Origin of the sequence: Pedobacter sp. SYSU D00535 (assembly GCF_017355855.1) — a bacterium.
Lineage (GTDB): Bacteria > Bacteroidota > Bacteroidia > Sphingobacteriales > Sphingobacteriaceae > Desertivirga.
Map to the genome: position 1 here is coordinate 199135 of NZ_JAFEWD010000002.1, position 13594 is coordinate 212728.

General features: G+C 45.3%; 14 protein-coding genes. All 14 read left to right on the forward strand.

What is annotated here, in order from left to right; translation table 11 throughout:
* Positions 1-2 precede the first annotated feature (2 nt).
* A complete protein-coding gene (locus tag J4N23_RS05295) occupies positions 3-374 on the forward strand; it encodes a hypothetical protein (RefSeq protein ID WP_207425983.1) in 372 nt (123 codons plus the stop codon).
* Positions 364-711, forward strand: a complete 348-nt coding sequence (locus tag J4N23_RS05300) for a DUF551 domain-containing protein (protein WP_207425984.1) — start codon at positions 364-366, stop codon at positions 709-711. Before J4N23_RS05295 ends, J4N23_RS05300 begins: the two co-directional genes overlap by 11 nt.
* A gap of 55 nt (positions 712-766) precedes the next feature.
* Positions 767-934 carry a hypothetical protein gene (locus tag J4N23_RS05305; protein ID WP_207425985.1) on the forward strand — a complete coding sequence of 56 codons (168 nt, stop codon included), beginning with the start codon at positions 767-769 and terminating at the stop codon, positions 932-934.
* The gene (locus J4N23_RS05310; protein WP_207425986.1) at positions 931-1395 is read left to right on the forward strand and encodes a hypothetical protein; all 465 of its coding nucleotides are present in this window, start codon (positions 931-933) and stop codon (positions 1393-1395) included. Before J4N23_RS05305 ends, J4N23_RS05310 begins: the two co-directional genes overlap by 4 nt.
* Positions 1396-1639: 244 nt before the next feature.
* Positions 1640-2830 carry a terminase large subunit gene (locus tag J4N23_RS05315; protein WP_207425987.1) on the forward strand — a complete coding sequence of 397 codons (1191 nt, stop codon included), beginning with the start codon at positions 1640-1642 and terminating at the stop codon, positions 2828-2830.
* 18 nt (positions 2831-2848) lie between these two features.
* Positions 2849-3511, forward strand: coding sequence for a hypothetical protein (locus J4N23_RS05320; protein WP_207425988.1), 663 nt, complete (start codon positions 2849-2851; stop codon positions 3509-3511).
* Positions 3512-3661: 150 nt separating this feature from the next.
* On the forward strand, positions 3662-4102 hold the full coding sequence (locus J4N23_RS05325; RefSeq protein WP_207425989.1) for a hypothetical protein: 441 nt from the start codon (positions 3662-3664) through the stop codon (positions 4100-4102).
* Between the two features lie 35 nt (positions 4103-4137).
* A complete protein-coding gene (locus tag J4N23_RS05330) occupies positions 4138-4599 on the forward strand; it encodes a hypothetical protein (protein WP_207425990.1) in 462 nt (153 codons plus the stop codon).
* Positions 4600-4601: 2 nt separating this feature from the next.
* Entirely contained in the window at positions 4602-5891 is a 1290-nt protein-coding gene (locus J4N23_RS05335) for a hypothetical protein (protein ID WP_207425991.1), read from the forward strand.
* A 190-nt stretch (positions 5892-6081) separates the two neighbouring features.
* On the forward strand, positions 6082-8016 hold the full coding sequence (locus tag J4N23_RS05340) for a hypothetical protein (protein ID WP_207425992.1): 1935 nt from the start codon (positions 6082-6084) through the stop codon (positions 8014-8016).
* 2 nt (positions 8017-8018) lie between these two features.
* Complete coding sequence (locus J4N23_RS05345; protein ID WP_207425993.1) at positions 8019-10781, forward strand: hypothetical protein; 2763 nt, start codon at positions 8019-8021, stop codon at positions 10779-10781.
* The gene (locus J4N23_RS05350; RefSeq protein WP_207425994.1) at positions 10781-11050 is read left to right on the forward strand and encodes a hypothetical protein; all 270 of its coding nucleotides are present in this window, start codon (positions 10781-10783) and stop codon (positions 11048-11050) included. The genes J4N23_RS05345 and J4N23_RS05350 overlap by 1 nt, the downstream gene beginning before the upstream one ends.
* A 146-nt stretch (positions 11051-11196) precedes the next feature.
* The gene (locus J4N23_RS05355) at positions 11197-12423 is read left to right on the forward strand and encodes a head maturation protease, ClpP-related (protein WP_207425995.1); all 1227 of its coding nucleotides are present in this window, start codon (positions 11197-11199) and stop codon (positions 12421-12423) included.
* A gap of 48 nt (positions 12424-12471) precedes the next feature.
* The gene (locus tag J4N23_RS05360; RefSeq protein ID WP_207425996.1) at positions 12472-13551 is read left to right on the forward strand and encodes a hypothetical protein; all 1080 of its coding nucleotides are present in this window, start codon (positions 12472-12474) and stop codon (positions 13549-13551) included.
* Positions 13552-13594: the final 43 nt, after the last annotated feature.

The following is a 13594-nucleotide window of genomic DNA, read 5'->3' on the forward strand; positions in this document are numbered from 1 at the left end:
TCATGGAAGTCAGAGAATTAAGAATATGCAACCTTGTTAAATACAAAACAACTCCTGAAGAATATCTTGAAGGTGAAATTACCCTTATAGACCATAGAGGTGTCGTGGTTAATGGGTTCTATATGCTTGTCGGTTTTATAGAACCGATCCCTCTCACAGAAGAATGGCTCTTGAAGTTCGGGTTAAAAGAGCATAGTTTAGGCTACTACTACCTCACAGATGATGTAATAATCAGTGTAGAAGGACAGGTTTATTTTGAAACCGGAACTAATGTAACCCATTGGATGTGCGAGTGCTATACAGTTCACCAACTTCAAAACTTATACTTCGCCCTAACAAGTGAAGAGCTAACCCTTAACAGCAATGAAAGATAACAACATAAGAGAAGCAGCGGAGAAGCTAACCAAAGCTCTTGAAATACTAAACTCCCGACATAAGGACACAACCGGATTAGGAGCCGTAATAACTCTTTTAAAGGAAGTAAAAGGGGAGCTAACCAAAGCAGAGGGAGAGAAGGAAGAGGAAGGATGGATAAGCTGCGAGGATAGATTGCCGGACGATAAGCAGTATATTATCATTTATTGTCAAGATGATATTGCTTTCAATCCATCTGGAAGAATTGCTATCTCTTATTTCTCGAAAAAGTACGGATTTAATAGTGGTGTAAAAGTAACCCACTGGATGCCTTTACCCACCCCACCCAAAGGATAAGCAATGAGCGGTATTAAGCCATACAAGGAAGGACAACAATAACAAAATAGTCATTATGAAAGACAAGGACAAAGTTTCAAACCAGTATCACGAACTGAAAGCCCTGGCAACAAAGTTCAATGTGTCAGTGTGGCAAGTGATGAAAGCAAAAGAAGATCTGCAAACAAACGATAGAAAGCCAATCGAGGAGTATCTATCAGCTATTAGAAAACCGGAGGAATGATTGTGGAATCAGAAATGTCGTTCGACAAATTCGACAGTAATAAAAAGCGGCTCCTAGAGGGCCTTAGAAGGTATAGGGGAATAGTAACATCTGCCTGTAAGTTTGCCAATCTGGATAGGCAAACATTTTACAATTACAAGAAAGATGACCCAGCCTTCGCTCAAGCAGTAGAAGATGTTGAAGAAGAGGCGATTGACTTCGTTGAGGGGAAGCTTTACGAGAAGATAAACGGCGTTGAGTGTGTGTCGTATAACGGCAAGGGGGAGGCGACTGTTTACGACCAACCGCCTTCGGATACAGCCATCATCTTCTACCTTAAAACTAAAGGCAAGAAGAGGGGATATGTTGAACGTCAGGAGATTACTGGGAAGGATGGAGATCCGATCGAAAGTGAGATCACGGTGAAGGTTATTCATGCCGGCCCAAGACCGGTGTCCCACGAGAAGGATGTGGACGCGTAAAAAGGAAAGGGAGACTAATCCCCCTTCCGTTTGAACCAGCGAACTTTTAATTCAAAACTATCGCTAGTGATCTTCACCTCAAGACTACTCAAAATGAAGAACAGATATATGTACTCCATCTCTTCTGTTAGGGGTGTTACCCCCTACGCTTTCTTTAACTTTTTCTCGTAAGAGATTAGTTATATGATGAGGTAGGAATACGTAATCCGTTTCAAAGATATAAAAACTTGTAGTTGTACAACAAATGTTTGAAGTTTCTCCAGTTTACGAAGAGAATTTTAACTCGAAGGCCAAGATCAAGATCAATCAGGGTGGAACTTGGTCTGGCAAGACATACTCAATTCTGCAGCTGCTCTGCACGCACGCGATTTCTGATCCTAATAGCATTACTACGGTTGCTGGCCAAGACGTTCCAAACTTAAAGGCTGGACCGATTCGCGATTTCCAGACTATACTTAAAACCACTCCAGGGCTTCCCAGATTCATCGAAAGCTATAATAAGTCAGACAGAGTGGTCCAGTTTCACAACGGATCTATCATTGAGTTCAAATCGTACGAGGATGCACAAGACGCTCACTCCGGAAAGAGAACGAGGCTGTTCATCAACGAGTGCAATGGTGTCTCTTACGAGATTTTCAAGCAGCTGTACATCAGAACCTCCAAGGATGTATTTCTTGACTACAACCCTTCCTCTGAGTTTTGGGTGCATGAGTTGGTGCTGGGTAATAGATCGTTGTACCCGAGCGTTCAACGGATCATATCAGATCACCGCCACAATCCATTCCTTACCCAGGAGCAGCACGATAGCATAGAGCGATTGAAGTATGAGGATGAGGAGACTTTCAAGGTTTATGCTCGAGGCCTGACGGGAAAGATTGAGGGAGCCGTTCTGACACGATGCTTCATGATCGAAGATGATCAGTACCCTAACGACGCGAAACTTCTTGGAGGCGGGCTCGACTTTGGGTTCACGAATGATCCTACTGGGTTCCTGGAAGTGCGAATGCAGGAAGGAGAACTATGGGTTCGCGAACATATTTACGAAACAGGTCTAACCAACCCCATGATCTCAGAGAGGTTGAAGGAATTAAACTGGAATAGCAGAGACGAGATTATTGCTGACTCAGCCGAGCCGAAGTCCATCAAAGAGCTACAGGATCTAAGGTGGAAAGTTGAGCCTGCAATGAAAGGTCCAGACAGTATTCGTTCTTCAATCGAAATATTGAACCGGTACAAGATCAACTACACCAGAAGCTCGGTAAACTTCCATAAAGAGCAGAAAGCCTATATTTACAAAAAGGACCGGAAGACAGGCAAATCAACAAATGAACCTATTGACGCGTTTAACCACCTAATAGATCCTTTGCGATATGTCGCCCTTAATAAGTTATCAGCTTACAACAAGCCAGTTAAGGCTCCGAAATATTCATTTTAAATTATTATTTTTATCTCAATGTTTGAGTTCAAAATTTCCAACAAAAAGTTTCTGATGCCTTCAGAAGTTTCTGAGCTTACCCTTGGCCAGTTTGTTAAACTTCGTGGCGAAAGGCTTGACTTACTTGAGCGACTTGCTATCCTATGCAACTTGAGTTCAGCAGGACTTAGCTCACTACGATATTCAAGCAAAACAGAAAAAGAATTGCGAGATGCTATTGTTCTTACAGACATTTTAAACCGTGACATTAAAAAGTTTTTTGAATCTGATTTGCGGTTTAAAACACCAAAGGAAGTCACAATCATGGGCAAGACTATCAAGGTTCCGCAGGACTTGGAGAAAGAACCATTGTGGCCATCTAGAAAGGTAAAAGAGATTATCCAGGAACAGGTGATCGCTACCGGCAAGGGAGAGGACTTTGATCCTACAGACAAGATGGCTGACGTGATCGCCCATTACCTGTATGTTCCTTTTACCGGAATGAAGTACAACGAGTTCCGCGCTGACGAGTTCAAGGAAGCCATTTATGATCTTCCAATCACCGTGGCCGTTCCGCTGTCTAACTTTTTTTTTCTTCAGTGGAAGAGCTTATACTTAACGAGAACAAGCAGCTGGCTTACCAGCCTAGTGATCTGGAAAAAGAGGCTGGTATTGAGATTTTCGAGGACTACGGGGACGTAAACATTCTGGAGACTCTGAGCAACGGAAACGTCCTTTTGTGGGATGATATAATGAACCTGCCTTACGAGCGGGTTTTTGTGCAACTAATGCTTAACAAAGATAAACGCCTGTTTGCTGATCGCTACCGGGCACTAATACAACCGAAGACAAATGAACCTCGTTAACGCAATTCAATCGATCGTGGCCACGCTAACTGGCGAGCCTCACTTCACGTATCAGGGTAAGTTCGAGCATAACGTGAAAGGCGATGATAAGGACTACTCAACGGCGAATGTGAACCTTCTGGAGCTTGAACAGATCGGCTTCAAGAAGAACTCTTCAGCTGGTGGCCTTCGCGATCGCTTTCCCATATTCATCGAGTTCGTGAAGCAAGTTGATCAGAATCTTACTGCTGAAGAAAGGAGGCCAGTGATTGAAGAAATGAGGCTGCTCGCCGCCGAGTTTATCCTGGCTGTTGATGAGTCTGACCTATTCGAAGAGCTTCCCGAGACGATCAGCGGAGTAGTGGTGATCGATCGTTATGACGTGAATGTTGCAGGTGTAGAGATTAACTTGGTACTGATTGCAAACGAGCCCATGAGCTTTTGTTAGTTACCAATTTATACATATTTGAATAGTTTGAATAAATGAGATTCGCGACGGTAGTTGAAGCATCACAAGAGATCTTAGCTGAGTGGCTGGAAGTAGCCAAGCAGATCCTCATTGATGATTTGGATGTGCATGGCCGTAATGCTACCGGCAGGACGAAGGCAGCGATCAAAGTCGTAAACACAACCCCTTCAGCCGGACAGGTAGTCGGTCCTGAGCACGTGCTTTACACGTTCCAAGGTAGAGCGCCTGGTAAGATGCCACCGCTTTCGAAGATTATCGACTGGTGCGTTGCCAGGAACATTCCTAGGAATAGGGCGTGGATCATCGCCAAAAGAATCTCGGAGGCAGGTACCAGACTTTTCAGAGAAGGAGCAGCGTCCAACAACGCCCTGCTTAAGGCAACATCAAAAGAACGAATAGATCAGCTGCAGGCTGAACTTGGCAAAACATACTCCCTGGCTCTTCAAACAGATCTTAGGGATGTCATCAATAGATAGAAATGGTAATACTAACTTCAGAACCAGTTACCACGATCGCGGGAAAACCTTCCCGGTGGAATGCTGCTTTTAATCCGCTTAAATTTACTTTTCAGCAGGAAGCCGGCGACACCCGGACGAATCTTCGAATCGAAGTAGTGATCACTTCAGGTACCAGATCAATACCTGGTTATTTCTCCGCTGGCCCTAACGGAACGATCAATGTCAATGTTTTCAGCTTGATCAAGTCTCTCATCCGTCCAGTCGATAAATTTAATCACGTTTCCACTAATTATATCGATCGTAATTTATTCGCTCCATTTACCGTGAAGTATCGCGAGGAGTGGGAGGATGCAGAAAGAGTGACACAAAACTCAGAGTGGGTGACACTCAAGAATACCTATTACGTGACCTATAGCGCGATGCAGTTAGGAGAGAAGTTTGGCGGGAACATGGCCGAGTATGTTACCTTCAATGGCGGCAGCTCTGCAAAGTTCCTGACGGAGTTTAAGGAGCCTAAAGCTTGGCAAGGTCTTCCTTACGATATTGCTTTCATCCTTTACGAAAATCTGATCTTCAAGAAAGTGTACTTCAAATATACTCCGGTCGACATCAACGGTAACCCGGTCGAAGGTGGTATTAAGATTTATTATCTGCTCACTGAAGAAGGAGGGAAGTTCTTGAACGAAGAAGGTGAGGGCGGCATGCTGCTGGAAGAAAGTGAAATTCCCGCGTTGCTTGAGTCGACTGTTACTGACCAGAACTCTCTTCCTCAGGACGTGGGAGTCGTTCGTCTCAGGATCCCGGAAGTACTGGCCACTGCCTACAAGGTGAAGCTGGAAGTCTTTTATATCGAGAATAACGAGTCTGTGAAGGTGACTGAAGACAAGTTCATCCAGATCAGCACACCTTGCTCTGATCCTTATGTCTACTTGAAGTGGATGAATCACCTGGGCGCCTGGGATTACTTCCGCTTTGGGTACAATCAGATAATAGTTTCGGACGTGAGAAACGAGCAGATGGTCTCGAGAGTGGTTTCCGATTGGGAGAACTCGGACACGATCGCTGATGTGGTGAAGAAGGCTGCAGTCGACAAGATTACGGTTGGTGCTCATGGACTGACTCCGGATCAGATGCAAGGTCTTACCTGGTTGCGGAGAGGGATCAAGGCGCAGATGCTTGTTTCAGTTAATCCTGTGAAGTGGCAGACCGTGATTGTGCAGTCCGGATCGGACTCGCGAGATAGTAGGGCGAGATCAGGCAACGTGAAACTTACGATCGAACTGCCAGAAGCTAATATTCAGAATCAATGATGATAGCAGATCCCTTCGTGTATGTTTATCTCGGGTTGGTTCTCGTGATAGTGATATTCTTCAGCTTCCTTCCTTCCTCAGGGAGAATATCCGGAAGGCCGGGACGAACAAGAATGTTTTATGACAAGTTTGGAAAGCCGTTCTGGTGCCATCCAGACGACTACTTGAATGAATACCACAAGAAGCATTAATGAAAGAGCTTTACATAAATCATAAGTTAGTTGATCTCGACAAGGAAACGCTTATCGCTATGACCTTTGCGGTTAACGATATAGCGGATCTAAAGGATCGACAAGCCAACTTCTCCAATATCTTCAAGTGTCCGCCGACCGCGAACAACCGAGAGATCTTTGGCTATGCTGATTCTGTAAACTTTACTCAGGATCAACCTTATCAAGTACTTCATGCAAAGCTTATTCAAAACGGAATCGAGATCGTGCCGAATGGAATTGCGGTGATCAAGAGTGCGAGCCGGTTCTTCGAGGTTCAGGTCTTATCCGGACTAATGGGATTCGTTTCTCTTATCGAGGGGAAGTACCTGAATGACCTTGTTCTTCCAAAACACACGTTCAACTTTGCAACGGTTACCGGTTCTCAGACCAGCTCGACCGACTTCGTATATCCACTTATAGACTACGGGGTTTTCCCAGAGGATCAGCGAGTGGTCAACGTAAAGCAGATGCGACCCTCTACCTTCAATAAGACGATCATCGACAGTATTATCACTGGTGCTGGTTATTCTTACGAGGGAGAAGTGTTTGATGATCCAAGATTCAAGGCGGAGCTGATTGCATTCAGCAACGATAAGTTCGAACATGGCAAGTCTCATATAGAAGAGTTCAAGAAAAAAGACTTAAAGGCAGGTACCAGCACCGTAAAGACGTACACTGCTCAGTGGAATGGATCGCTCAATGAATATAACTCGACCGACACACTCTCACTTGACTCGTTCAGAATTGATCAGATGGATATGGTCTCTGCGGGACAAGCTTCAGGTGGATTCTATAAAGCTGACAAACTCACCTATGTCAATATCAAGGTTCATTTTCCATCGTTCACCATCGAGAAAGTCGGCAATACAGCGCCACATCAGGTCTACGTCGGTATCTTTCGGAATAACCAGGTGATATCCCTAGGAGAGCAAAGTAGTAACGCCTTCTTCTTTCTTCCGGAGGGGTTGCATGAGAAACAAGAAATTTCATGGACAGGAATCCTGAATCCGGGCGATGTATTAAAGCTTCACATCCTTCTTTCCCGGGGAAAGATAACCTTTCAATCAGGCATCAAGTTCGAGTTGACCAACGAAACTGATATCGTTTACGGTCAGCAGGTAGAGCTCGAAGCCACGCTTCCCAAGATCAGCCAAAAGGATCACTTGAAGGACTTTATGCAAAGCTATGGATTGACACCAGTTGTTGACAACTACAAGAAGAAGATATACTTCAGAAGCTTCGCCGAGCTTTACCAGAATAAGCCAATCGCCAGGGATTGGACCGATAAGTTCATCACTGCAGAGGAGGACGCAACGTTCACAATTGGGAACTATGGTCAGCTTAACTTCGGTCGATATAAGGCTGACGAGAATGTCTCGGATGATCTCGGACTTGGAAGTTTTACCATTGGCAATCAGAACTTGAAGACCGAGCTCGACGCGATTAACAGTCAATACTCGGCCACCGGTACCATAACCAAGCTTCAAGGCCTAGTAGTTTCTTATATCAATAAAGTTGATGAAAATGATGACGAGGAGCCAAAAGAGTTCAAAATCAAGACTCAGCCGCGAAAGCTGATCAATAGAACGGCTCCTAATCTCGCTGTGTCTTTTACTGATGGCACAGCTTCAGCTACTCCCGGAACAGTTTCACTCCCGTACTTCACGGAGGATGATCTGCCCGGCCTTCACTTTAACGAGCTGTTTGAGGAATACTACTTCGAGCTGATTACCTACATGCTAAAGAAAGCGAGGCGGGTGGTGCGCTATGTGATGATAGACGAGGCCGACATTGCCGAACTTGATCACTTTATTCCCATTTACGACGCAAACGAAGCAACATACTATTATCTCAATCGCATCGAGGACTACATCGAAGGAGAGCCTACAAAATGCGAGTTAATTAAAATGTAATTATGGCAGACAAGATAATTATCGAAGTAGGCCTGGATCCGGGCGACTACGGAAAGAGAGCCAGCGAAATCATCAAGCAGACCGTTGAGTTAAAAGATCAACAGGTTATCCTTGCGGCACAAGGGAAGAAGAACAGCTTGGAGTATGAGCAGAATAAACTGAGACTTCAGGAACTGGCCAAGGAACTGAAAGCGAACGTTGCACTTTCACAGAACTATGATGGAAGCATCACCGGACTTCGCTCAAGACTTGCTTTGCTAAATAACGAATGGATAAAGCTGAGCGAAGCCCAGAGGGAAAACAGCGTCGAAGGTCAGGCGCTTTCTGCTCAAATGCTGGATATCACCAACAAGTTGAAGGAGCAGGAGGGAGCCACCGGCAACAACACGCGAAACGTCGGGAATTACAAGGAAGCTGTCGCAGAAGCGACCGCGCAACTAGTACCTTTCGGAGACCAGATACTTCAAGCCATCACTGGCGCTCATAACCTTGCAGGAGGAATTACAACAGGAACAACAGCAATGAAGGGACTGCGAATCGCTATGGCATCGCTGGGTATTGGTTTACTGATAACCCTTGCAGCATCTCTGGTCAACTATCTGTCTAAGTTTAAGCCGTTGACTGATGCAATTGAGAGAGGTATGGCGGCAGTAGGAGCGGTCTTCGAAGCGGTCGGGAACGCTATCTTCAATTTGATTGATCCTATCAAGTCTTTCTTCATTGATCCTCTTCGACCGATCAAAGAACTTGGGAACTCTATCCAGACCAACTTGATCAACAGGTTTAAAGCGTTTGGAGTGATCATCGATGCGATAAAGCGAGGGAGCTTGAGGGATATCACTGACGGGGTTATTCAGTTAGGTACCGGAATTACCAACACCTCCAAGAGGCTTGAGAAGTTCGCTAATGGCGTCAAGACTTCAGCCCAGTCAATATCAGCCGCTGCCCGGGAAGCTGCAAACCTCGTTCAGAAGACGCAAGACCTTGAGGATGCTGAGAGAACCAGCGTGGCCACGTTATCAGAACTTCGGCTCGCCCGGGATAAGTATGCTGTACAGGCGAAGAATGTAAGCTTATCAGAAGCAGAAAGGATTCGTCTTCTTAACCTGGCTACTCAAAAGGAAAAACAGGCAGCTGATCTGGAAGTCGGCCTTGCTCGTCAGCGTCTCAAGCTCATCCAGGAAGAGATCGCTCTTGACTTGAAACGTAATGGAGGCAGGGAGATATCGGACGAGCTTCAGGAGAAGCTGGCGAATCAGCAGGCAAAGGTGAACGATCTTCAGGCAGCATCGTTAAAGTTCACCGAGAAGCGATATAACGATGAGGCGAAGCTTCGCGAAAAGGCCCAGGCTGACCGTGAAAAGGAATTGGAGAAGATTAGGGAAGCTGACCAGGAGCGAATTGATTCCCTACTTAGGACAAATGAGCTTATCCTATCTGAGCGAGAGCGTGAACTTCAGTCGATCGATAGCGAGATCGATGAGAAGGTTAAGAAGTATAAGAAGTATGGCAGGACTACGGAGCAGCTTGAGGCTGAAAGGGTGGCTCGTATCAAGCAACTTCGCGATAACTTCCTGAAAGAGGACCTGGCTCAGATCGACACTAATAACCGGCAAGTTCAAGACCTGACCGTCGCCTTGATCAAAGACGCTGATCAGCGGGCAGTAGCTCAACAGCGCTTGGCTAATGACAGGCGTCTGGCTGAACAGGACAAACTTATAGAGGGTCTGATTGCTCGCAGCATCCTTGGAGAAGAAAATGCCGGTGTACTTCTTCAGTCAGCGCTGCAGGTGCGGAATGCTCTCGTTGAGGATAACGCAAACCAGTTGAACGAGCGATTGAAGGCAATCGACGATAAGCGATTGAAAGATTACCAGGACAACCAGCTTGCTCTTGCTCAGGCTGCTGTCGACAATGCTAATTCTCCTGCTGAGCGCCTTGCTGCTCTTCAGACTCAGATGGATTTGGAGTATGAGATTCAGGTGGCGCAGGCGATGAAGTTGGGGCAGGACACCTTTGCTATTCATGAGCAATATGCCGCCAAGCAGAAAGCTCTTGATCAGGAAGTGTACGGAGCTGCTGCCGAGAGTGTCAATCAGTTCGGTACTGCCTTTCAGGACGTGGTCGGTAAAAACTCTATGGCGGCAAAGCTTGCAGCCAATGCTCAATTGAGAATGGAGTCTGCCTTGTTCTTGCAGCAGAATGCAAGGCTTGCTGTTGAGCAGCTGCTTGGTGTGACTACTCAATTGAAACAACCTTTCCCTGCTAACGTGGTAGCGGTAATGAGTACGCTAGCTTTGGTTGCAAAAATCGCATCAGCCGCTAAAAACATGGTAACAGTACCCAAGTTTGCAGATGGAGGATTGTTCGAGTCAGATGGTAGGGGTGCCGTTCTTCCTGGTTACAGCAGAGTTGACAATACTAACGCGAAGCTGAGGAGTGGTGAAGCTGTGATAGTCGCTGAAGCTGCAAAGGATCCGGGAGCTCTACGCATATTGTCTGCCATCAACGAGTCGTTTGGTGGTCGCCCTCTTGTTGGTCCCGGATCAGCCGGCTATCAATCAACTGCTTTTCCTGCCTTCGCTGCTGGTGGGATCTATGCAGGCAACGCCGGTACTACTGTTGCTCAAAACATTCTCAACCCCCAGGATATTGCTGCTGCAGTTGGTCAGGAAATTCGTAACTTAACGGTCGTAACGGACGTTAGAGATGTAGTATCAGCACTTGACAAACGTAATTCATCAATCAATAGCGGAGTCGTATAATGCCAATATCCCAGGTTAAAAGTAATATCGAGATCATCAACGATCTGAACAAGTCAGGCGCTTTAAAGTCGCTCGTATCATCCGGACTTTTTCCCGCGAAAGTTCTTTTGCACATGGAAATATACTTCTATGTAACGGCCAAGGTGGACGCAGGAGAGAGAAAAACGGAGGCTGTGAGGAAAGCCGCTATTGACTTTGATCTTGATGAGAGTAGTATCTACCGGATCTTAAAATCTTTTTCGTCTAAGTTTTTATTCATATATGGATAATATGAATAATTCGTATATTTGGGTCACTGCACATTATTAATATTTGGTTTGAAGCCTCGGGAGTCCTTCTCGGGGCTTTTTTTACTGCAAAACTCTGCCAGTAATTTTTTTTCCTCTAGCCTGAAATTTGTTTCAACACTTCACAAATGGCAGAAATCCTATTACACGATTACGAGGAAGAGTCTTGGTTCGGTAAAATATCTTATGGTATCGGGCAAGGCAATCTGTCCTCAAATGTTATTGTCCCTCTTATTCATGAAGCAAAAGGAGAGGAGCTGACCGTGAGACTGAGTTCTGGTGGAGGTTCCGTCTTTCACGGATTTCGGATTTATAATGCGCTCGTAGAGCATGGAAACGTTCATATCATCATTGAAGGAATTGCTGCTTCAATTGCCTCGGTAATTGCAATGGCGGGTTCTAAAATCACAGCAAAGGCAGGATCTATGCTGATGGTGCATAAGCCTACAACCCAAGTTTGGATGTATGACTCAATGAATGCCGATGAACTACAAAGCGAAGCCGATGCTCTTAATAAGGTCCAAGAAGTTTTAAACAGTCTTTACACGAAGAGGACTGGGCTAGAGCCGGAAGTAATAGATGCTCTAATCAACAAAACTACCTGGCTCACTCCAGCTGATGCACTGGCTCTAAACTTTGTCACTGACATAGAAGAAGGCAAAACCGCTTCAGCCTCAATCCCGGATAAGGTGATGAATTACATCTTCCACTCTGCTCCTCAAAGAGTTAAAGACTACGCAAATCAGTATTACCCCAAAACAACAGATATGAATAAAGAAACAAAAGAAGCTTTGAAGCAAAATAAAGGACTGCTTTCAGGGCTAAAAAACGCTTTCAACAACTTCTTCAATTCGATTGAAGAGATCGAGAATTCCGAGGCCACTACCAAGGATGGCACCACCTTCTTTTATGAAGGAGAGCTTGCTGAAGGAACCCCCGTATTCGCCGATGCTGAAATGACTACAGCTCTTGCTGACGGCGACTACGAGTTAGAAGACGGTCGTTCGATGACTGTAGCTTCTGGTGCAGTTTCGACTATTGCAGAAGCAGCATCTGAGAATTCAGAAGACAAGGAAGATTCGGAAGAAATCACCGAGCTCCAGAATCGAATTGCCGAATTGGAGGCAGAAAACCAAGAGCTGAAAGCCGAAAATCAGGAAGTTACTACTGCACTAAATGACACGAACAAGGTTCTTAATGTCATCAAGCAGAAAAAGAGCACTCACGAACCCAAGGACCGGAAGCAAAACTTCAAGAAGGACGCGAAGACCAAAGAGGACGAAGAAGACTTCAGGAATAAACTTGAGGAGACTCGAAATCGAATAAAAAACAAGGGTAAGGATAAGAAGGACTAATTCTTTCCCAGGTCAATCAATTGAGTATTAAATTTAAAAAGATAGCTAATGGCATCACATCTTGACCAGTCAGACTTGACGTTCAGCGGAAAACAAATAGAATCTTTGAAGGAAGCGTTCTTCACCGCTGTTTTCTCTAAACCACAGTTGAATGAAATATTCAACGTGATCACCGGCATCAAAGCCAAACAACAAATCGTAATCTTCGGATTACTCGGACTCGTTGGTAAAAAGTCGGGTCCTAATTGCGCACCAGAACCTAGTGCGGAAACGATTCCTGCAACTGAGAAATGGTGGGATCCAGAATGGATCGAAGACCGTTTCGAGGAGTGCTTTAAGGACCTGTTGAAAAAGTTCACTGCTTGGGGGCTTAAAAACGGTCTTGATAAAGCTGACCTTACCGGTACTGAGTTCGCTCTTTTCTTAGAAGATCGCATCTCTGACGCCTTAGCAGAAGCAATCCTTCGTATCAGTATGTTTGCTAAAAAGTCAGCAGCAAACGTTTCAGGTGGTGGAGTTATTAAAAACGGTGTTTCCGTTGATTTCTTCAACCAGATTGACGGATTTTGGGTTCAGGCTTTTGCCATCGTTGCGGCTAATAGCTCTCAACGTATCGCGATCGACAGGAACGGTGGAGCAAGTTATGCTGCTCAGGCCTTCACCCAGGCAGATATCGATAACCAGGTTATTACAGGCGTTTTGCGAGCAATGATCGCAGCAGCTGACGAGCGTTTAACTTCTGACCCTGGCGCTCAGTTCTGGGTTACTAAATCGGTTGCAGATCAGTATAAAGCCGAGCGCTTAAAAGCTGGTGCAAACCTTGAAATTGGCTACACTCGTACTGAGTCAGGAATGCAGCAGTTCGAATTTGACGGTTACCAGATTAACGTTCTGTCCTTCCAAGACAGAATCATCCGGGCATACATGGATAACGGCACTAAATGGGATTTACCTCACCGTATTTTCTTCGGTGTTCGGGACAATCACCAGCTTGGAGTTGAGGAAGAAGGCAACTTGTCAGAACTGGATCCATTCTACGATAAGAAATCGAAAACTTACGTGGTTGACCTCGGATTCAGCCTTGACATGAAGATTGTTGAGGATTACAAACTGATAGTGGCTTACTAAGCTGCTATCAGTTACCCTCATATTATTAATCTGTAATAAAAAA

Bases quoted from the DNA above. Each gene is read 5' to 3' on its own strand.
- J4N23_RS05295 (WP_207425983.1), top strand. From the start codon at position 3: ATGGAAGTCAGAGAATTAAGAATATGCAACCTTGTTAAATACAAAACA.
- J4N23_RS05300 (WP_207425984.1), top strand. From the start codon at position 364: ATGAAAGATAACAACATAAGAGAAGCAGCGGAGAAGCTAACCAAAGCT.
- J4N23_RS05305 (WP_207425985.1), top strand. From the start codon at position 767: ATGAAAGACAAGGACAAAGTTTCAAACCAGTATCACGAACTGAAAGCC.
- J4N23_RS05310 (WP_207425986.1), top strand. From the start codon at position 931: ATGATTGTGGAATCAGAAATGTCGTTCGACAAATTCGACAGTAATAAA.
- J4N23_RS05315 (WP_207425987.1), top strand. From the start codon at position 1,640: ATGTTTGAAGTTTCTCCAGTTTACGAAGAGAATTTTAACTCGAAGGCC.
- J4N23_RS05320 (WP_207425988.1), top strand. From the start codon at position 2,849: ATGTTTGAGTTCAAAATTTCCAACAAAAAGTTTCTGATGCCTTCAGAA.
- J4N23_RS05325 (WP_207425989.1), top strand. From the start codon at position 3,662: ATGAACCTCGTTAACGCAATTCAATCGATCGTGGCCACGCTAACTGGC.
- J4N23_RS05330 (WP_207425990.1), top strand. From the start codon at position 4,138: ATGAGATTCGCGACGGTAGTTGAAGCATCACAAGAGATCTTAGCTGAG.
- J4N23_RS05335 (WP_207425991.1), top strand. From the start codon at position 4,602: ATGGTAATACTAACTTCAGAACCAGTTACCACGATCGCGGGAAAACCT.
- J4N23_RS05340 (WP_207425992.1), top strand. From the start codon at position 6,082: ATGAAAGAGCTTTACATAAATCATAAGTTAGTTGATCTCGACAAGGAA.
- J4N23_RS05345 (WP_207425993.1), top strand. From the start codon at position 8,019: ATGGCAGACAAGATAATTATCGAAGTAGGCCTGGATCCGGGCGACTAC.
- J4N23_RS05350 (WP_207425994.1), top strand. From the start codon at position 10,781: ATGCCAATATCCCAGGTTAAAAGTAATATCGAGATCATCAACGATCTG.
- J4N23_RS05355 (WP_207425995.1), top strand. From the start codon at position 11,197: ATGGCAGAAATCCTATTACACGATTACGAGGAAGAGTCTTGGTTCGGT.
- J4N23_RS05360 (WP_207425996.1), top strand. From the start codon at position 12,472: ATGGCATCACATCTTGACCAGTCAGACTTGACGTTCAGCGGAAAACAA.